The 21,549-nt window shown below is 76.3% G+C and carries 2 protein-coding genes; both read left to right on the plus strand.

Features of this window, described 5'->3' with window-relative positions; genetic code table 11:
* The first annotated feature begins 144 nt into the window (after window positions 1-144).
* The gene (locus ABD223_RS27520; RefSeq protein WP_425564023.1) at window positions 145-10,410 is read left to right on the plus strand and encodes an SDR family NAD(P)-dependent oxidoreductase; all 10,266 of its coding nucleotides are present in this window, start codon (window positions 145-147) and stop codon (window positions 10,408-10,410) included.
* Window positions 10,411-10,468: 58 nt separating this feature from the next.
* Window positions 10,469-21,475, plus strand: a complete 11,007-nt coding sequence (locus ABD223_RS27525; protein ID WP_425564024.1) for an SDR family NAD(P)-dependent oxidoreductase — start codon at window positions 10,469-10,471, stop codon at window positions 21,473-21,475.
* Window positions 21,476-21,549: the final 74 nt, after the last annotated feature.

A 21,549-nucleotide genomic window follows, 5' to 3' on the forward strand; every position in this document is an offset into this window, starting at 1 on the left:
CCGGTCGCTCCCGCCCCACGCACGACCACGCCGTCCCGCGACCGAACCGGTCGCGGGGCGTGCCGTGTCCGAAGTTCGACCAGCGATCGGCGGGTGTTCGACCAGCGCCGCCGGCGATCGACCAGCCAGACCAGTGGAGCGCGGATGAGCGAGTCCGAGAACGTCACGCCCCAGCCCGCCGACACCACCGCGCTGCGCGCGCGGCTGGTCGACCTGCCGGTGGCCGAGCAGGAGCGCGTGCTGCTCGGCGTGGTGCACGAGCAGGCCGTCGCCGCGCTCAAGGCGGTCCTGCCGGACGCGCCCGACCAGGTGGAGCCCACCCGGCCCTTCCGCGAGGTGGGCTTCGACTCCCTGGCGTCGGTCGACCTGCACCGCAGGCTGACCGCCGCCACCGGGCTCGACCTGCCGGTGACGCTGGTCTACGACCACCCCACGCCGCTGGCCGCGGCCAGGTTCGTGCGCGGCGTGCTGCTCGGCGAGCGGGCCACCAGGGCCGTCGCGGTGGTCAAGCCCGCGACCCGCCGGCACGACGAGCCGATCGCCGTCGTGGGCGTCGGCTGCCGCTACCCCGGTGGCAGCGACACCCCGGAGAAGCTGTGGGGCGTCGTCGCGGACAACCGCCACGTCATCGCCGACTTCCCCGACGACCGCGGCTGGGACCTGGAGGCGCTGTTCGACCCGGACCCCGGCAAGCCCGGCAAGTCCTACGTCCGCAAGGGCGGCTTCCTCACCGAGGCCGCCGAGTTCGACGCCGACTTCTTCGGCATCAGCCCGCGCGAGGCGCTGGCCATGGACCCGCAGCAGCGGCTCGTCCTGGAGACCGCGTGGGAGGCGCTGGAGCACGCGGGCGTCGACCCGCTGGCGCTGCGCGGCAGCCAGACCGGCGTCTACATCGGCGTCGAGCCCCAGGAGTACGGCCCGCGGCTGCACCAGGCGCCGGAGGGCCTCGACGGCTACCTGCTGACCGGCAACGCCCCCAGCGTGGTGTCCGGCCGGCTCGCCTACTCGTTCGGCTTCGAGGGCCCCACGCTCTCGGTCGACACGGCGTGCTCGGGCTCGCTGGTGGCGCTGCACCTGGCCGCCCAGGCGCTGCGCGACGGCGAGTGCTCGATGGCCCTGGCCGGCGGTGTCGCGGTCATGGTGCACCCCGGCGCGTTCACCGCGTTCAGCACCCAGCGCGGCCTCGCGCCCGACGGCGTGTGCAAGCCGTTCGCCGCGGCCGCCGACGGCACCGGCTGGGCCGAGGGCGTCGGCGTGCTGGTCGTGGAGCGGCTGTCCGACGCGATCCGCAACGGCCACCGCGTGCTCGGCGTGGTCAAGGGCACCGCGATCAACCAGGACGGCGCGTCCAACGGCCTCACCGCGCCCAGCGGCCCGTCGCAGCAGCGCGTCATCCGGCAGGCCCTGGCCAACGCCGGGCTGGAGCCGCACGAGGTCGACACGGTCGAGGCGCACGGCACCGGCACCCGCCTGGGCGACCCGATCGAGGCCCAGGCCATCCTCGCCACCTACGGCCAGGACCGCCCCGAGGACCGGCCGCTGTGGCTCGGCTCGATCAAGTCCAACATCGGCCACTCGCAGGCCGCCGCCGGCGTCGCCGGCGTCATCAAGCTCATGTACGCCATGCGCGACCGCGTGCTGCCCAAGACGCTGCACGTGGACGCGCCCACCCCGCACGTCAACTGGTCGTCCGGCCGCGTCGAGCTGCTGACCGAACCGCGCCCGTGGGAGGCGTTCGACCGCCCCCGCCGCGGCGCGGTGTCGTCGTTCGGCGTGAGCGGCACCAACGCGCACGTGATCATCGAGGAGCCCTCGCCGTCCCTGCTCGGCGGCGGCACGGACGAGACGCCCGTGCCGGGCGCGCTGCCGCTGGTCGTGTCCGCGCGCTCCGAGGCGGCGCTGCGCGACCAGGCCGCCCGCCTCGCCGGGTTCCTGGACCCCGGCGCGGATTCCCCCGGCGTGGACCTCGTCGACACCGCGCACGAGCTCGCCGGCCGCCGGGCCGCGCTGGAGCACCGCGCGGTGGTGTTCGCGCCGGACCGCGCCGAGGCGCTGCGCGGCTTGACCGCGCTGGCCGAGGGGCAGGACGCCACCGGGCTGGTGCGCGGCGCGGCCGGCTCGGGCGAGCTGGCGTTCCTGTTCACCGGCCAGGGCTCGCAACGGCTCGCCATGGGCCGCGACCTGTACCTCGCCTACCCGGTGTTCGCGCGTGCGCTCGACGCCGCGTGCGGCTACCTCGACCTCCAGCTGCCGCACCCGCTCGGCGACGTGCTGTTCGCCGAGGAGGGCTCCGAGCTCGCGGCGCTGCTCGACCAGACCGCCTACGCGCAGAGCGCGCTGTTCGCCGTCGAGACCGCCCTGTTCCGGCTGGTCGAGTCCTGGGGCCTGCGCCCCGACCACCTGGCCGGGCACTCGCTGGGCGAGCTGACCGCCGCGCACGTCGCCGGCGTGCTGTCCCTGGAGGACGCGGCCCTGCTGGTCGGCGCCAGGGGCCGGCTGATGCAGGCGCTGCCGACCGGCGGCGCGATGGTGTCCGTGCGCGCGGGCGAGGACGACGTGCTGCCGCTGCTGGCCGGCCGGGAGCACGAGGTCGGCCTCGCGGCGGTCAACGGGCCGACCTCGGTGGTGATCTCCGGTGTCGAGGACGCCGTGCTTGAGGTCGCCGGCGCGTTGGCGGACCGGGGTTTCAAGACCAAGCGGCTGCGCGTGTCGCACGCGTTCCACTCGCCGCTGATGGAGCCGATGCTGGCGGAGTTCCGCCGGGTCGCCGAGGTCATGACCTACTCGCCGCCGCGGGTGCCGGTGGTGTCGAACGTGACCGGCCGGCTGGCCGGCGCGGAGCAGCTGTGCTCCCCGGAGTACTGGGTGCGGCACGTCCGCGAGGCCGTGCGGTTCCGCGACGGCGTGCGCGAGCTGGCGGCGCGCGGCGTCACCACGTTCCTGGAGATCGGGCCGGACGCGGTGCTCACCGCCATGGCCCAGGACTGCGTCGGCGCGGAAGAGGGCGACGCCGAGGACGTGGCGTTCGCCGCGCTGCTGCGCCGCGACCGCGACGAGGTGGCCGAGATCCGCTCGGCCGTGGCCCTGGCCCACGTGCGCGGTGGCACGGTCCGGTGGACCTCGCTGCTGCCGGCGGGCAGCGGCAAGCGCGTCGACCTGCCGCCGTACGCGTTCCAGCGCAAGCGCTACTGGCTGGAGGGCGACGCGGGCTCCGCCGACGCCGCCGACCTGGGCCAGCTGGCCGCCGACCACCCGCTCGTCGGCGCGGTCGTCGGCCTCGCGGGCGGCGAGGGCGTCGTGCTCACCGGCCGGGTGTCGCTGCGCACCCACTCGTGGCTGGCCGACCACACCATCTCCGGCACGGTCCTGCTGCCCGGCACCGCGTTCGTCGAGCTGGCCGTGCGCGCGGGCGACCAGGTCGGCTGCGGCCTGCTGGAGGAGCTGGCGCTGGAGGCGCCGCTGGTGCTGCCCGAGCGCGGCGGCGTGGTGCTCCAGGTCGTCGTGGAGGCCCCGGACGAGGGCGGTCGCCGGACGATCGCCATCTACACCCGGCCGGAGAACGCGGCCGGCGACGCGGTGTGGACGCGGCACGCGGGCGGTGTGCTGTCCGCCGGGCCCGCGCCCGCGGGCGACTCGCTGGAGACGTGGCCGCCGCGCGACGCGACCGCGGTCGACGTGACGAACGTGTACGAGGAGCTGGCGGCCCAGGGCTACGGCTACGGCCCCGTCTTCCAGGGCCTGCGCAAGGTGTGGCGGCGCGGCTCCGGCCCGTCCGCCGAGGTGTACGCCGAGGTCGCGCTGCCCGAGGGCAGCACGGCCGCCGCCGCGTCCTTCGGCCTGCACCCGGCGATCCTGGACGCGTCGCTGCACGCCATCGACGCCGCGGGCGCCGCGCCCGGCCCCGAGGGCGAGGTGCGCATCCCGTTCGCCTGGAACGACGTGGCGCTGCACGCCTCGGGCGCCTCGGCGGTCCGGGTGCGGATCACCCCGGCGGGCTCCGACGCCGTGTCGCTGACCGTCACCGACCCGCTGGGCGCGCCGGTCGCCACGATCGGGTCGTTCGTGTCCCGCGCGGTCACCGCCGAGCAGCTGGAGGCGGCCCGGCGCGAGCACCACGAGTCGCTGTTCCGGCTGGAGTGGACCTCCCGGTCGGTCGCGCCGGCCAGGATCGGCCGCGCGGCGGTGCTCGGCGCCGGTCTCGACCTGCCCGGCGTGGCCGCGTTCGACGACCTGTCCGGGCTCGGCGACACCCTGGCCCGCGGCGCGACCGTGCCCGAGATCGTGCTGTTCCGCGTCCCGGCGGTCGACGGCGACGTGCCCTCGGCCGTCCGCGTCGCGCTGGGCGCGGTGCTGGAGCTGGTGCGGGCGTGGCTGGCCGACGAGCGGTTCGCCTCCTCGCGGCTGGCCGTGATCACCCGCGACGTGGTCGACGCGGACCTGGCGCAGACCCCGGTGTGGGGCCTGGTGCGGGCCGCGCAGGCGGAGAACCCCGACCGCTTCACCCTGGTCGACCTCGACGACGCGCCCGGGTCGGCGGCGCGGCTGCTCGACGCCGTGGCCTCCGGCGAACCGGAGCTGGCCGTGCGCGGCGGGCAGGTGACCGTGCCGAGGCTGGCGCGCGTCCCGGTGACCGAGGGCGGCGAGTCGCCCTGGGGCGGCACGGTGCTGGTCACCGGTGGCACGGGTGGTCTGGGCGCGCTGGTGGCCCGGCACCTGGTGGTGGAGCACGGTGTGCGGGGCTTGGTGCTGACCTCGCGCCGCGGTCTGGACGCGCCGGGCGCGGTGGAGTTGCGCGACGAGCTGGCCGGGCTGGGCGCGACGGTGGACGTGGTGGCCTGCGACGTGTCCGACCGGGACGCGCTCGCCGCCGTGCTGGCCGACGTCGACGACCTCACCGGCGTCGTGCACACGGCGGGCGTCGTCGCCGACGGCACCGTGGGCACGCTCACCGACGAGCACCTGGACTCGGTGCTGCGGCCCAAGACCGACGCCGCCTGGCACCTGCACGAGCTGACCCGCGACCGCGACCTCAAGGCCTTCGTCCTGTACTCGTCGCTGGCCGCGCTGCTGGACAACCCCGGCCAGGGCAACTACGCCGCGGCCAACCTGTTCCTCAACGCGCTGGCCGAGCGGCGGCGCGCCGAGGGCCTGCCCGCGACCGCGCTGACCTGGGGCCTGTGGCTCGGCGACGGCGGCATGGGCTCGGTGCTCGACGCGGCGGCGCTCCAGCGCATCGAGCGCTCCGGGATGCCCGGCCTCACGCCGGCGGAGAACCTGGCGCTGTTCGACGCCGCCCTGACCACCGACGAGCCCGTGGTGGCCCCGGTGCGGGTGGACCTGGGCGCGCTGCGCACCCGCGTGGACGGCGTGCCCGCGCTCCTGCGCGGCCTGGTGCCGGTCGCGGGCAGGCGCGCCGCGGGCACGGCCAACGCCGCGTCCGGCGGCGCCACCCTCGCCTCGCGGCTGGCCGAGCTGTCCGAGGCCGACCGCGACGCGCTGCTGCTGGACCTGGTGCGCACGCACGTGGCCGCGGTGCTGGGCCACGACAGCCCCGAGGCGATCGAGCCGAAGCGGGCGTTCAGCGAGATCGGCTTCGACTCGCTGGCCGCGGTGGAGCTGCGCAACCGGCTCAACTCCGCCACCGGCCTGCGGCTGCCCGCGACGCTGGTGTTCGACTACCCGAACCCGGCCGCGCTGGTCGGGCACATCCGGGAGAAGGCGCTCGGCGACGCGTCCGCGCAGGCCGCGCCCGCCCGCCGGGCCACGGTGGCGGTGGCCGACAACGAGCCCATCGCGATCGTCGGCATGGCCTGCCGCTACCCGGGCGGCGTGAGCACGCCCGAGGACCTGTGGCGCCTGGTGGACGGCGCGGTGGACGGCATCTCGCGCTTCCCCGACGACCGCGGCTGGGACGTCGACAGCCTCTACGACCCGGAGCCCGGCAAGCCGGGCAAGACCTACTCGGTCGAGGGCGGCTTCCTGCACGACGCGCTGGACTTCGACGCCGAGTTCTTCGGCATCAGCCCGCGCGAGGCCCAGGCGATGGACCCGCAGCAGCGCCTGCTGCTGGAGACCTCGTGGGAGGCGCTGGAGCGCGCGGGCATCGACCCGACGTCGCTGAAGGGCAGCCGCACGGGCGTGTTCGCGGGCATCATGTACCACGACTACGCGTTGCGGCTGAGGGAGATCCCCGAGGACCTGGCCGGCTACCTGGGCAACGGTTCGCTGGCGTCGGTGGCGTCCGGCCGCGTGTCCTACGTGCTGGGCCTGGAGGGCCCGGCGATGTCGATCGACACGGCGTGCTCCTCCTCCCTGGTGTCGATCCACCTGGCCGCGCAGGCGCTGCGCGGCGGCGAGTGCGGGTTGGCGCTGGCGGGCGGCGTGACCGTGATGGCCACGCCCGACACGTTCCTGGACTTCAGCCTCCAGCGCGGCCTGGCCATGGACAGCAGGTCGAAGTCGTTCTCCGCCGACGCCGACGGCACCGCGTGGTCCGAGGGCGTGGGCATCCTGGTGCTGGAGCGCCTGTCCGACGCCCAGCGCAACGGCCACAAGGTGCTGGCCGTCGTCCGCGGCAGCGCGGTGAACCAGGACGGCGCGTCCAACGGCCTGACCGCCCCCAACGGCCCGTCGCAGCAGCGGGTCATCCGCTCCGCCCTGTCGATGGCCGGCCTGTCGCACACCGAGGTCGACGCGGTCGAGGCGCACGGCACGGGCACCCGACTGGGCGACCCGATCGAGGCCCAGGCGCTGCTGGCCACCTACGGCCAGGACCGCGACGAGCCCCTGTGGCTGGGCTCCATCAAGTCCAACATCGGTCACACCCAGGCCGCCGCGGGCGTCGCCGGTGTGATCAAGATGGTCATGGCGATGCACGAGGGCGTGCTGCCGCGGACGCTGCACGTCGCCGAGCGCACCCCGCAGGTCGACTGGTCCGAGGGCAACGTCGAGCTGCTCACCGAGCCGCGCGAGTGGCCGGCGACCGGCCGCCCGCGCCGGGCCGGCGTGTCGTCGTTCGGCATCAGCGGCACCAACGCGCACGTCATCATCGAGCAGGGTCCCGGCGCGGCGAGCGCCGAGGAGCCGGCGGCCGACGAGCCGGCCGTCGTGCCGCTCGCGCTGTCCGGCCGCACCGAGCAGGCGGTCCGCGCCCAGGCGGGCCTGCTCGCCGCGCGCCTGGCCGCCGAGCCCGACCTGCGCCCGGCGGACGTGGCGCACTCCCTCGTGACCACCCGCGCGCTGCTGGAGCACCGCGCGGTCGTGGTCGGCGGGACCACCGACCGGCTGCGCGCGGACCTGGAGGCGCTGGCCGCCGGCGAGACGCCCGCGACCGCCGTCCACGGCACGGCCGCGGGCACGCCGCGCGTCGTCTTCGTGTTCCCCGGCCAGGGCTCGCAGTGGGCGGGCATGGCGGCGGAGCTGCTGGAGTCCTCGCCGGTGTTCGCCGAGCGCATGAACGAGTGCGCCACCGCCCTGGACCCCCACGTGGACTGGCGGCTGCTGGACGTGGTCCGCGGCGCGGAGGGCGCGCCGTCGCTGCGGCGCGTGGACGTGGTCCAGCCGGTGCTGTGGGCGATCATGGTGTCGCTGGCCGAGGTGTGGCGGGCGCACGGCGTCCGCCCGGACGCGGTGGTCGGCCACTCCCAGGGCGAGGTCGCCGCGGCCTGCGTCGCGGGCGGCCTGTCCGTCCAGGACGCCGCCATGATGATGGCCAAGCGCAGCCGCGCCATCGCCGAGCACATGTCCGGCAAGGGCGGGATGCTGTCGGTCCTGCTGCCCGCCGACGACGTGCGCGGCCGGCTGCCCGAGGGCCTGTCGATCGGCACCATCAACGGCGCGCGGTCGGTCGTCGTGGCCGGCGACCCCGACGCCCTGGACGCCTTCGGCGCGGAACTGGCCGCGGACGGCGTGCGGGTCAAGCGGATCGCGATGGACTACGCGGCGCACTCCGCGCACGTGGAGTGGATCCGCGACCAGATGCTGGAGGACCTCGCGGACATCGCGCCGCGCGGCTCGGACGTGCAGTTCTTCTCCACCGTCACCGGCGGGATGCTCGACACCTCCGGGCTGGACGCGCGGTACTGGTACACCAACCTGCGCGAGACCGTCGACTTCGCCGGCGCGACCCGGGCGCTGCTGGACAGCGGGCACGCGGTGTTCGTGGAGATCAGCCCGCACCCGGTGCTGACCATGGGCATCCAGGAGACCGCCGAGGTGGCGGGCCGCGAGGTGACCACCACGGGCTCGATGCGCCGCGACGACGGCGGCATGTCCCGGGTGCTGCTGTCCCTGGGCGAGGTGTGGGCGCGCGGCGTGCCGGTGGACTGGGCCGGCTCGCTGGCCCCGGCCGCGCCGCGCCGGGTCGACCTGCCCACCTACGCGTTCCAGCGCCGCCGCTTCTGGCTCGACGCCACCACCGCCGGCGCGGGCGACGTCACCGCGGCCGGCCTCGGCGCGGCCCGGCACCCGCTGCTGGGCGCGGCCCTGACCACGGCCGAGGCGGACGGCGTGCTGTTCACCGGCCGGATCGCGCTGGACACCCACCGCTGGCTGGCCGACCACGCCGCCTCCGGCACGGTCCTGCTGCCCGGCACGGCGTTCGTCGAACTGGCCATCCGGGCCGGTGACCACGTCGGCTGCGACCGGGTCGAGGAGCTGACCCTGGAGGCGCCGCTGGTGCTGCCGGAGCGCACGGCCGTGGTGCTCCAGGTCGCGGTGGGCGCGCCGGACGACGCCGGACGACGCCCCGTGGGCGTCTACTCCCGCCCGGAGGACGCGGACGTCGCCTGGACCCGGCACGCCACCGGTTTCCTCGACCACGCGCCCGCCGCGCGGGTGCCCGACCTGGCCGAGTGGCCGCCCACCGGCGCGACCCCGGTCGACGTGGACGCGCTGTACGACGACCTGGCCGCGGCCGGGTACGCCTACGGCCCGGTGTTCCGGGGCGTGCGCGCCGCGTGGCGCTCGGGCGACGTGGTCTTCGCCGAGGTGGCGCTGCCGGAGGACGCGGACGCCGAGGGCTTCGGCCTGCACCCGGCGCTGCTGGACGCCTCGCTGCACGCCTCGGGCAGCCGCGACAACGGCGCCGAGGACGGCCTGATCGACCTGCCGTTCGCGTGGACGGGCGTGACCCTGCACGCCTCCGGCGCCACCACGGCCCGCGTCCGGCTGTCCCCGGCGGGCGGCGACGCGGTCTCGATCCTGCTGGCCGACCCGTCCGGCGCGCCGATCGCCGCGGTCGACGCGCTGGTCACCCGGCCGATCTCGGCCAAGGCGCTGGCCGCGGGCAGCGGGCCCGACTCGCTCTACCGCGTGGACTGGACGCCCGCCACCGCGCCCGCCGCGACGGGCGCCGTGGTCCGGGCCGCCGACCTGGCGTCCCTGTCGGAGGTCCCCGAGTGGGTCGTGCTGCCGGTGGTGTCCGGCGACGACCCCCGGTCCACCGTGGACGACGTGCTGGCGGTCCTCCAGGAGTGGCTGGCGGACGAGCGGTTCGCCGACTCGCGCCTGGTGCTCACGACAACGGGCGCGGTGCCCGCCGCCGGGCGCCCGGTCGACCCGGCCGTGGCCCCGGTGTGGGGCCTGGTGCGGGCCGCGCAGGCGGAGAACCCGGACCGGTTCGTGCTGCTGGACCTCGACGGCGCCCCGGACAGGACGAGCACGGCGGACGTGCTGCCGGCGCTCGGCCTCGGCGAGCCGGAGGTCGCGGTGCGCGCCGGCGCGCTGCTGGTGCCCAGGCTCGCCCGGGTGACCGCGCAGGCCGACCCCGACGGGAACACCCCCACCTGGGACGCCGACGACGCGGTGCTGGTCACCGGTGGCACGGGTGGCCTGGGCGCGCTGGTGGCCCGGCACCTGGTGGTGGAGCACGGCGTGCGCCACCTCGTGCTGACCTCGCGCCGCGGTCTGGACGCGCCGGGCGCGGTGGAGCTGCGCGACGAGCTGGCCGGGCTGGGCGCGACGGTGGACGTGGTGGCGTGCGACGTGTCCGACCGCGACTCGTTGGCCGGCCACCATCGCGGACATCGCGAACCTGGCGGGCGTGGTGCACACCGCGGGTGTGCTCGACGACGGTCTGGTGTCGTCGATGTCGGTCGAGCAGGTGGACGCGGTGTGGCGGCCCAAGGCCGACGGCGCCCGTCACCTGGACGAGTTGACCCGCGACCGCGACCTCAAGGCGTTCGTGGTGTTCTCCTCCGCCGCGGGCGTGGTCGACAGCACCGCGCAGGGCAACTACGCCGCCGCCAACGTCTACCTGGACGCCCTGGTGCAGGCGCGGCGCGCGGAAGGCCTGCCGGGCGTCTCGCTCGCGTGGGGCCTGTGGGAGCAGCGCAGCGGCATGGCGGGCCACCTGACCGAGGCGGACCTCGCCCGGATGGCCCGCTCCGGCATCCTCGCCCTGCCCGGTGACGAGGGCCTGGCGCTGTTCGACGCCTCCCTCTCCCTGGACGAGCCGCTGCTCGTGCCGATGCGGCTCGACCTGGTCGCGCTGCGCTCGCGCGGCGACCAGCTGCCGGCGCTGTTCCGCGGCCTGGTGCGACCCGCCCGCCGGACCGCCGGCGGCGCGGTCGAGCAGTCCGACCAGTCCTCGCTCCAGCGCAGGCTGGCCGGTCTCGCCGAGGCCGACCGCGACCGCGTGCTGCTGGACCTGGTGCGCTCGCACGTCGCGGCCGTGCTCGGCCACGAGAGCGGCAACGAGATCGAGCCGAAGCGCGCGTTCAACGAGCTGGGCTTCGACTCGCTGGCGGCGGTGGAGCTGCGCAACCGGCTCAACGCGGCCACCGGCCTGCGGCTGCCCGCGACGCTGGTGTTCGACTACCCGAACCCGGCCGCGCTGGTCGGCCACATCGCGAACACGCTGACCGGCTCCGCGCCCGCGGTGGCGACCACCGCGCCGGTGGTCCGGCCCGCCGACGACGACCCCATCGCGATCATCGCCATGGGCTGCCGCTACCCGGGCGGCGTCAGCACGCCGGAGCAGCTGTGGCGGCTGGTGGCCGACGGCGTGGACGCCATCGGCGAGTTCCCGGGCGACCGCGGCTGGGACGTGGAGTCGATCTACGACCCCGAGCCGGGCAAGCCGGGCAAGTCCTACGTCCGCGAGGGCGGCTTCCTCTACGACGCGCTGGACTTCGACGCCGAGTTCTTCGGCATCAGCCCGCGCGAGGCCGTGGCGATGGACCCCCAGCAGCGGCTGCTGCTGGAGACCGCGTGGGAGGTCCTGGAGCGGGCGGGCATCGACCCGACCTCGCTCAAGGGCAGCCCGACCGGCATGTTCGCGGGCGTCATGTACCACGACTACGCCAGCCGGTTGAAGGAGGTCCCGGACGACCTCGCCGGGTACCTGGGCAACGGCAGCATCGCCAGCGTCCTGTCCGGCCGCGTGTCCTACGTGCTGGGCCTGGAGGGGCCCGCCATGTCGGTGGACACCGCGTGCTCGTCGTCGCTGGTGTCGATCCACCTGGCCGCGCAGGCGCTGCGGTCGGGCGAGTGCACGCTCGCCCTGGCGGGCGGCGTCACGGTGATGGCGCAGCCCGACACGTTCGTCGACTTCAGCCTCCAGCGCGGCCTGGCCGGCAACGGCCGGTCCAAGTCGTTCTCCGCGGACGCCGACGGCACCGCCTGGGGCGAGGGCGTCGGCCTGCTGCTGCTGGAGCGGCTGTCCGACGCGCGCCGCAACGGCCACCAGGTGCTGGCGCTGGTCAAGGGCTCGGCGGTCAACCAGGACGGCGCGTCCAACGGCCTGACCGCCCCCAACGGCCCGTCGCAGCAGCGGGTCATCCGCGCGGCCCTGGCCAACGCGGGCCTGACCCCGGCCGAGGTGGACGCGGTCGAGGCGCACGGCACCGGCACCCCGCTGGGCGACCCGATCGAGGCGCAGGCCGTGCTGGCCACCTACGGGCAGGACCGCGAGCAGCCGCTGCTGCTCGGGTCGATCAAGTCCAACATCGGCCACACCCAGGCCGCCGCGGGCGTCGCGGGCATCATCAAGATGGTCATGGCGATGCGCGAGGGCCAGGTCCCGAAGACCCTGCACGTGGCCGAGCCGACCCCGCAGGTCGACTGGACCGAGGGCGAGGTCGAGCTGTCGGTCGACACGACGCCGTGGCCGGCGACCGGCCGCCCGCGCCGGGCCGGCGTGTCGTCGTTCGGCATCAGCGGCACCAACGCGCACATCGTGCTGGAGCAGGCCCCTCCCGCGGAGACCGGGGACGAGCCGGGCGCGGGGCCCGAGGTCGAGCCGTCGGCGGTGGCGTGGGTGCTGTCCGGCCGCACCCGCCAGGCGGTCCGCGACCAGGCGGCCCAGCTCGCCGCGCACCTGGACCTCCACCCGGGCCTGCGCCCGGTGGACGTGGCGGACTCGCTGGTCGGCACGCGCGCCGCGCTGGAGCACCGCGCGGTCGTGGTCGGCGAGGACGTCGACCGGCTGCGCGCCGGCGTGGCGGCGCTCGGCGCGGGCGAGTCCCCGGCCGGCGCGGTCGAGGGCGTCGTCCTGGGCGAGCCGCGGGTGGCGTTCGTGTTCCCCGGCCAGGGTTCGCAGTGGGCGGGCATGGCCGTGGAGCTGCTGGAGTCCTCGCCGGTGTTCGCCGAGCGGATGCGCGAGTGCGCGGTGGCGCTGGAGCCCTTCGTGGACTGGCGGCTGCTGGACGTGGTCCGGGGCGCGGAGGGCGCGCCGTCGCTGGACCGCGTGGACGTGGTGCAGCCGGTGCTGTGGGCGGTCATGGTGTCGCTCGCGGAGGTGTGGCGCGCCTCGGGCGTGCGGCCGGACGCGGTCATCGGCCACTCCCAGGGCGAGATCGCCGCGGCGTGCGTCGCGGGCGCCCTGTCGCTGCGCGACGGCGCGGCGGTGGTGGCCCTGCGCAGCCTGGCCATCGCCGAGGACCTGGCGGGCAAGGGCGGCATGATGTCGGTCCTGCTGCCCGCCGACGACGTGCGCGGCCGGCTGCCCGAGGGCGTGTCCGTGGCCACGGTCAACGGCACGCGCTCCGTGGTGGTGTCCGGCGACCCGGGCGCCCTGGACGCCTTCGGCGCGGAGCTGGCCGCGGAGGGCGTGCGGGTCAAGCGCATCGCCGTGGACTACGCCTCGCACTCCGCGCACGTGGAGTCGATCCGCGAACGGCTGCTGGAGGTGTTGGCCGACATCGAGCCGCGCACCTCGGACGTGCCGTTCTGCTCCACCGTCACCGGCGACTTCGTCGACACCGCCGGGCTGGGCGCCGAGTACTGGTACACCAACCTGCGCGAGACCGTCGACTTCGTCGGCGCCACGCGCAACCTGCTCGGCGCCGGGCACGCGGTGTTCGTGGAGTGCAGCCCGCACCCGGTGCTGACCATGGGCATCCAGGAGACCGCCGAGGAGGCCGGGCACGACGTGGCGGCCGTGGGCTCGCTGCGCCGCGACGACGGCGGCCTGCCGCGGGTGCTGCTGTCCCTGGGCGAGGCGTGGGCGCGCGGCGTCGCGGTGGACTGGGCGGGGATGCTCGCGCCCGCCGCGCCGCGCCGCGTGCCGCTGCCGACCTACGCGTTCCAGCGCCGCCGCTTCTGGCTCGACGCCACCGGCCCGGCCGGCGACGTGTCCTCGGCGGGTCTCGGCTCGGCCGACCACCCGCTGCTGGGCGCGGCCATCGCGGTGGCCGGCTCGGACGAGGCGCTGCTCACCGGCCGCCTCGCCCTGGACACCCACCCGTGGCTGGCCCACCACGCGCTGTCCGGCACGCCGCTGCTGCCCGGCACCGCGCTGGTGGAGCTGGCCGTGCGGGCGGGCGACCAGGTCGGCTGCGACCGGGTCGAGGAGCTGACCCTGGAGGCGCCGCTGCTGCTGCCCGAGCGGGGCGGCGTCCGCGTGCAGGTGCACGTCGGGGCGCCCGACCACGCGGGTCGCAGGCCGGTGACCGTGCACTCCCGCCCGGAGGGCGCCGCGGCCGACGCGCCGTGGACCCGGCACGCCGCCGGCTTCCTCGCCGAGGGGACCGTCCGGCCCGACTTCAGCCTGGTGGCGTGGCCGCCGCCCGGCGCGCAGCCGATCGACCTCGCCGGCGCGTACGAGGCGCTGGCCGGTCGCGGCTACGAGTACGGCCCGGCGTTCCGGGGCCTGCGCGCGGCGTGGCGGCTCGGCGACGACGTCTACGCCGACGTGGCGCTGCCCGAGGAGCTGCGCCAGGACGCGGCGGGCTACGGCCTGCACCCGGCGCTGCTCGACTCCGCGCTGCACTCGGTGCTGGTGCTGGAGCAGGAGTCCGACGGCGACCGGCCGCCGCAGCTGCCGTTCTCCTGGACCGGCGTCTCGCTGTTCGCCACCGGCGCCGCCGCGCTGCGGGTCAAGCTGACCCCGGTCGGCGCGGGCGGCCTGGCGATCAGGGTCGCCGACCAGGCGGGCGCGCCCGTCGCGTCGGTCGACGACCTGCTGTCCCGCGAGGTCGTGGTGGTCGCGCCGGGCGTGCCGGACGCGCTGTTCAGGCTCGACTGGACCGGCGTGACCGCCGACCCGACCACCGGGCGCGTGGTCGTGCTGGGCAACGCGCTGGGCAAGTACGTGCCGAAGGTCGACGGGCTGGGCTCGTTCACCGACGACGTGCCCGAGTGGGTCGTGCTGCCGGTGAAGTCCTCGGCGACGCCGCGCGCGGCGGTGGACGAGGTGCTGGCGGTGGCCCGCGAGTGGCTGGCCGACGACCGGTTCGCGGCGTCGCGCCTGGTGGTGCTGACCCGCGGCGGCGCGGCGGTCGGCGACGTGCCGGTTGACCAGGCGGTGGCCGCGGTCCACGGCCTGGTGCGGGCGGCGGAGTCCGAGAACCCGGACCGGTTCGTGCTGGTCGACACCGACTCCTGGCCGGTGTCGTGGGAGGAGCTGCTGATCGCCCTCGGCTCGGGTGAGCCCGAGGTGGCGATCCGCGGCGAGGAGCTGTTCGCGCCGAGGCTCGCGCGGGCGACCGCCGGTTCGGAGGCGTTCACCTGGGACGCCGAGGACGCGGTGCTGGTCACCGGTGGCACGGGTGGTCTGGGCGCGCTGGTGGCCCGGCACCTGGTGGTGGAGCACGGTGTGCGGGGCTTGGTGCTGACCTCGCGCCGCGGTCTGGACGCGCCGGGCGCGGTGGAGCTGCGCGACGAGCTGGCCGGGCTGGGCGCGACGGTGGACGTGGTGGCGTGCGACGTGGCCGACCGCGACTCGCTGGCCGAGGTGCTGGGCGGCATCCAGCGCCTCGGCGGCGTGGTGCACACCGCGGGTGTGCTCGACGACGGTCTGGTGTCGTCGATGTCGGTCGAGCAGGTGGACGCGGTGTGGCGGCCCAAGGCCGACGGCGCCCGTCACCTGGACGAGTTGACCCGCGACCGCGACCTCAAGGCGTTCGTGGTCTTCTCCTCGGCGGCCGGGCTCGTGGACGGCGGCGGCCAGGGCAACTACGCGGCGGCCAACGTCTACGTGGACGCCCTGGTGCGGGCGCGGCGCGCGGAAGGCCTGCCGGGCGTCTCGCTCGCGTGGGGCTTCTGGGCGGAGCGCAGCGGCATGACCGGCCACCTGTCCGATGTGGACATCGCGCGGATGGCGCGGTCCGGCGTCAAGGGCCTCACCAGCGAGGAGGGCCTGGCGCTGTTCGACGCCGCCCTCTCCCTGGACGAGCCGCTGCTGGCGCCGATGCACCTGGACACGGCCGCGCTGCGCGAGCGCGGCGCGGTGCCGGCGCTGCTGCGCGGCCTGGTCCGGCAGCCGGTGCGCCGGGTGTCCGGCCCGGTCGAGGACCAGGGCGGCACCGGCCTGGCGGGCGAGCTGGCGGCCCTGCCCGAGGCCGACCGCGAGCGCGTGCTGCTGGACCTGGTGCGCTCGCACGTGGCCGCGGTGCTGGGCCACGACAGCGCCGACGGCGTCGAGCCGCGCCGGGCGTTCCGCGACCTGGGCTTCGACTCGCTGGCCTCGGTCGAGCTGCGCAACCGGCTCAACGCGGCCACCGGCCTGCGGCTGCCCGCGACGCTGGTGTTCGACCACCCGAACCCGCAGGTGCTGGCCGAGCTGCTGAAGTCCGAGCTGCTGGGCGACGACGAGGCGGCGGACGCCGGCACGGCCGCGGTCGCGACCGGCGGCCCCGCCGGGGACGACCCGATCGCGATCGTCGCGATGAGCTGCCGCTTCCCCGGCGAGGTCCGCACGCCCGAGCAGCTGTGGCGGCTGCTGGCCGAGGGCGAGCACGGGATCACCGCGTTCCCCTCCGACCGCGGCTGGGACCACGAGGCCCTGTTCGACCCGGAGCCGGGCAAGGTCGGCAAGACCTGCTCGCTGGAGGGCGGCTTCCTGCACGACGCGGCGGACTTCGACGCCGAGTTCTTCGGGATCAGCCCGCGCGAGGCGCAGGCGATGGACCCGCAGCAGCGGTTGCTGCTGGAGACGTCGTGGGAGGCGCTGGAGCGGGCGGGCATCGACCCGAGCTCGCTGCGCGGCAGCCGCACGGGCGTGTTCGCGGGCATCATGTACAACGACTACGCGACCCGCCTGACCTCGGTGCCCGACGAGCTGGCCGGCTACGTCGGCAACGGTTCGCTGGCGTCGGTGGCGTCCGGCCGCGTGTCCTACGTGCTGGGCCTGGAGGGCCCGGCGGTGTCGGTGGACACGGCGTGCTCGTCGTCGCTGGTGTCGATCCACCTCGCGGCGCAGGCGCTGCGGTCGGGCGAGTGCACGCTCGCCCTGGCCGGCGGCGTGAGCGTGATGGCCACGCCCGAGACGTTCCTGGACTTCAGCCTCCAGCGCGGCCTGGCGCTGGACGGCCGGGCCAAGTCCTTCTCGGCGGACGCGGACGGCACGGCGATGTCCGAGGGCGTGGGCATCCTGGTGCTGGAGCGCCTGTCCGACGCCCAGCGCAACGGCCACAAGGTGCTGGCCGTCGTCCGCGGCAGCGCGGTGAACCAGGACGGCGCGTCCAACGGTCTGACCGCGCCCAACGGCCCGTCGCAGCAGCGGGTGATCCGCGCCGCGCTGTCGGCGGCAGGCCTGTCGCACACCGAGGTCGACGCGGTCGAGGCGCACGGCACGGGCACCCGCCTGGGTGACCCGATCGAGGCGCAGGCGCTCATGGTCACGTACGGCCAGGACCGGGACGAGCCGCTGTGGCTGGGCTCGATCAAGTCCAACATCGGCCACACGCAGGCCGCGGCCGGCGTGGCGGGCGTGATGAAGATGGTCATGGCGATGAGCCAGGGCGTGCTGCCGCGAACCCTGCACGTGGGGGAGCGGACGCCGCAGGTCGACTGGTCCGAGGGCAACGTCGAGCTGCTCACCGAGCCGCGCGAGTGGCCGGCGACCGGCCGCCCGCGCCGGGCCGGCGTGTCGTCGTTCGGCATCAGCGGCACCAACGCGCACATCGTGCTGGAGCAGGCGCCCGCCACCGAGGTCGCGGAAGCGCCCGCGGAGGCGTCGCCGCTGGTCCCGCTGGTGCTGTCGGCGCACAGCGAGTCCGCGCTGCGCGACCGCGCGGCGGGGCTCCACGAGGCGCTCGCCGGCTCCGCGAACCTGGCCGACGTGGTCTACTCCGCGGCGACCACGCGGGCGGCGCTGGAGCACCGCGCGGCCGTCGTGCCCGGCGACCGGGAGGACGTGCTCGCGGCGCTGGAGGCGCTGGCGCGCGACGGCGAGGGGCCGGGCGTGGTCCGGGGCAAGCGGGCGGGCGGCAAGCTCGCCCTGCTGTTCACCGGCCAGGGCTCGCAGCGCCTCGGCATGGGCCGCGAGCTGCGCGCCGCGTCGCCGGTGTTCGCCGCGGCGTTCGACGAGGCCTGCGCGCTGATGGACGCCGAGCTGGGCGTGTCCCTGGCCGACGTGGTCTTCGGCGAGGACCGGGAGGCGCTGGACCAGACCCGGTTCAGCCAGCCCGCGCTGTTCGCCTTCGAGGTGGCGCTGTTCCGGCTCCTGGAGTCCTGGGGAATCCGGCCCGACCTCGTCGCCGGCCACTCCATCGGCGAGCTGGCCGCCGCCCACGTGGCCGGCGTGTTCTCCCTGGCCGACGCCTGCCGGCTGGTCGCCGCCCGCGGCCGGCTCATGCAGTCGATGAGGCCGGACGGCGCGATGGTCTCGGTGATCGCCACCGAGGACCAGGTGCGCCAGTGGATCGCGGGCCGCGAGGACCGCGTCGACGTGGCCGCGGTCAACGGCCCGGCGTCGGTCGTCGTCTCCGGCGACGAGGCGGTGCTCGACGAGCTGGAGAGCCGCTGGCGGGCCGAGGGCCGCAAGACGAAGCGGCTGCGCGTCTCGCACGCGTTCCACTCGCCGCACACCGAGGCGGTGCTCGACGAGTTCCGCGCGGTCGCCGCGGCGGTGTCCTACGCCGAGCCGCGGGTGCCGGTGGTGTCCAACGTGACCGGCAGCGTGGCCGGCGCGGGCGAGCTGACCGACCCGGGGTACTGGGTGCGGCACGTGCGGGGCGCGGTGCGCTTCCACGACGGCGTGCGGGAGCTGGAGGCGCGCGGCGCCACCACGTTCCTGGAGGTCGGGCCGGACGCGGTGCTGACCGCGATGGGCCGCGACTGCCTGCTCGACCCGGCCGAGGCGCTGCTGGTGCCCACCCTGAGGGCCGACCGCCCGGAGGCCGGGGCGGTGGCCGCCGCGCTGGGCGCGCTGTTCGCCCGCGGCGCGTCCCCCGACTGGGGCGCGGTGTTCGCGGGTTCCGGCGCTCGCCGCGTCGACCTGCCCACCTACCCGTTCCAGCGCCGCAGGTTCTGGCTCGACGCGCCCGTCGGCGCGGGCGACGTCACCGGCCTCGGCCAGGTCGACGCCGGGCACCCGCTGCTGGGCGCGGTGGTCGGGCTGGCCGACGGCGACGGCGCGGTGTTCACCGGCAGGCTGTCGCTGCGCACCCACCCGTGGCTGGCCGACCACGCCATCTCCGGCGAGGTGATCCTCCCGGGCACGGCGTTCGTGGAGCTGGCGGTGCGCGCGGGCGACCAGGTCGGGTGCGACCGGGTCGAGGAGCTGACCCTGGAGGCGCCGCTGGCGCTGCCCGAGCGCGGCGGCGTGGTGCTCCAGGTGGTGGTCGGCAACGCCGACGACAGCGGTCGCCGCACGCTGACCGTGCACTCGCGGTCGGACTACTCGTCGACCGGCGCGGAGGACGCGCCGTGGACCCGGCACGCCTCCGGCGTGCTCGCGGCGGGCGCGCCGGTCGTCGCGCCCGACCTGGACGAGTGGCCGCCCGCGGACGCCGTCGAGGTGGACCTGGCGGGCCGCTACGAGACCTTGGCCGACCAGGGCTACCGCTACGGCCCGGTGTTCCAGGGCCTGCGCGCGGCCTGGCGGCGAGGTGCGGACGAGGTGTTCGGCGAGGTCGTGCTGCCCGACGAGGCGGCGGTGGACGCGGGCCGGTTCGGCCTGCACCCGGCGCTGCTCGACGCGGCCCTGCACACCGCGATCCTGCTGGACGAGGCCGAGGACGGCGTGAGCGTGCCGTTCGCGTGGCGGGACGTGGCGCTGCACGCGACCGGCGCGTCCGTGCTCCGCGTGCGGCTGACCCGGACCGGCCCCGAGGACTACGCGTTCGCGCTGGCCGACGCGGTCGGCAGCCCGGTCGCCACGGTCGGCTCGCTGACCGTGCGGCCGCTGCCGACCGCGCGGCCCGCCGCGGCCGTGCGGCACGACGCGCTGTTCCAGCTCGACTGGACCCCGGTGCTCGGCGCGGCGGACACCCCGGCGCGGCTGGCGGTGATCGGCTCGGCGACCCGCTTCGCCGCCGAGGCCTCCTACCCCGACCTGGCCGCGATGTCGGCCGCGACCGGCCCGCAGGGGCCCGACGCGGTGCTGCTGCCGGTGGAGTCGCCGGCCGGCGACCCGGTGGTCGCGGGCCGCGAGGTCCTCGACCGGGTGATGACGGCCGTGCGGCACTGGGCGCTCGACGAGCGGTTGGGCCGGACGCGGCTGGTGGTCGTCACGACCGGCGCGGTCGCGGTGGACGACGACGACACCGTGCCGGGGCTGGCGCAGTCGCCGCTGTGGGGCCTGCTGCGCTCCGCTCAGGTGGAGCACCCGGGCGTGGTGACGATCGTGGACACCGACGGCGAGCCGGCCTCCGACCTGGCGCTGGCCGCGGCGCTGACCGCGGGCGAGCCGCAGCTGGCGGTGCGCCGGGGCCGGGTGTTCGTGCCGAGGCTGGTCCGGGCGGGCGGGTCCGCGGGCGAGCCCGCGTTCACCGACCGCGGCACGGTCCTGGTGACCGGCGGCACGAGCGGCGTCGGCGCGGCGGTGGCTCGGCACCTGGTCACCGACCACGGCGTGCGGCGGCTGCTGCTGACCAGCAGGCGCGGCGCGGCGGCGCCGGGCGTGCCGGAGCTGGTGGCCGAGCTGACCCGGCACGGCGCGCGGGTGGACGTGGCGGCGTGCGACGTGGCCGACCGCGAGGCGGTGGCCGGGCTGCTCGACGGGGTCGAGCTGTCCGCCGTGGTGCACGCGGCGGGCGCGGTCGACGACGCGCTGCTGGCCAACCTCACCCGCGGGCAGGTGGACGCGGCGTGGCGGCCCAAGGCCGCGGCGGCGTGGCACCTGCACGAGCTGACCCGCGACGCCGACCTGACCGCGTTCGTGCTGTTCTCCTCGCTGGCCTCGGTCACGGGCGGCGCGGGGCAGTCGGCCTACGCCGCGGCCAACGGCTTCCTCGACGCCCTGGCCCGGCACCGCCGGTCGCTCGGGCTGCCGGGCACGTCGCTGGCCTGGGGCCTGTGGACCGGCGTGGGCAGCGCGATGACCGGAAACCTGGACGAGCGCGACCTCAAGCGCATGGCCGACTCCGGCGTGCTGCCGCTGAGCCCGGAGGACGGGCTGGCGCTGTTCGACGCGGCGGTGGCGGCGGACCGGGCGGACCTCGTGCCCGCGCGGCTGGACCTGGCCGCGGTGCGGTCGGCGGGCGAGGTCGTGCCGCCGGTGTTCCGCGCGCTGGTGCGCGGCGCCACCCGGCGGGCCGCCCAGGTGGGCGTGGCGCAACCGGCCGCGTCGCTGGCCGACCGCCTCGCGGCGCTGCCGGCGACCGAACGGCGCAAGCACCTGCTCGACCTGGTCCGCGGCCTGGTGGCGGGCGTGCTCGGCCACGACGGGCCGCACGCGGTGGACCCGGACCGCGGCTTCCTGGAGCTGGGCTTCGACTCGCTGGCCGCCGTGGAGCTGCGCAACCGGGTCGGTGAAACCGCCGGGGTGCGGTTGTCGGCGACGTTGGTTTACGACCACCCGACCCCGGCCGCCGTCGCGGAGCTGCTCCACGCCGAGCTGGTCGGAGAGGTGGAAGTCACACCCTCCGTTGAATCGGAACTGGCAAGGCTCGAATTGCTCGTGGATTCCGCGTCGCCCGACGAGGAGGAGCGTGCCCGGGTCGAGTCCAGGCTCCGCGCCCTGCTGGCCCGCTGGGCGGCGCCCGGCGCGGCGGGCGACGCGGCGTCCGGGCAGGACGCCGAGTTGGACTCCGTGACCGCCGACGAGCTGTTCGACCTGCTGGACGAGGAGCTGGAGGCCTCGGACTGACCGAGTCCCGCCCGAAACACGCGCCGCCCCGGGAAGCCGAAGTTAACGGTTGACCGGGGCGGCGTCGTCGTGGC

Origin of the sequence: Saccharothrix xinjiangensis (assembly GCF_039527585.1) — a bacterium.
GTDB classification, from domain to species: Bacteria; Actinomycetota; Actinomycetes; order Mycobacteriales; family Pseudonocardiaceae; genus Actinosynnema; species Actinosynnema xinjiangensis.